The sequence below is a fragment of the Flavobacterium solisilvae genome, assembly GCF_012911605.1.
Taxonomy (GTDB): domain Bacteria; phylum Bacteroidota; class Bacteroidia; order Flavobacteriales; family Flavobacteriaceae; genus Flavobacterium; species Flavobacterium solisilvae.
Map to the genome: position 1 here is coordinate 1 of NZ_JAAMPT010000129.1, position 380 is coordinate 380.

The 380-nt window shown below is 33.4% G+C and carries 1 protein-coding gene; it reads right to left on the reverse strand.

Annotated features, from left to right (window positions below; translation table 11 throughout):
* Positions 1–138: 138 nt before the first annotated feature.
* On the reverse strand, positions 139–380 hold a 242-nt coding region (locus G6042_RS00605), incomplete at its 5' end, for an HU family DNA-binding protein (RefSeq protein ID WP_394352775.1).

The following is a 380-nucleotide window of genomic DNA, read 5'->3' on the forward strand; positions in this document are numbered from 1 at the left end:
CACTTTTTTTATACGTGAAATCAAATCGGCATTTTTATCAAAATAAACAGCTATCCGCATTTCACCTTTGTGTTTTATGATTTTGGCTTCCCATTTCATAGTGCTAACTTTTAACTCCTAAATGTAGAAAAAAATAGATTACGATATTTTTTTTCGAACATAAGACAAATTCCCTACTAGTTTTTTTAGCTTTTTCCCTGGTCGGAAAATAATTGAAGCACGAGTTACATTATCTTTAGAAACACCTGCTGCGCTATCACTAGCAGTTCCTTTTACACTTATTTGAAACGTGCCCAAAGGTTCTAGTCTAACGATTTCGCCTTTTTCTAAATGGTCTTCCAATACTTTTACTAAACTAATGACTGCGGCATAACAATCAG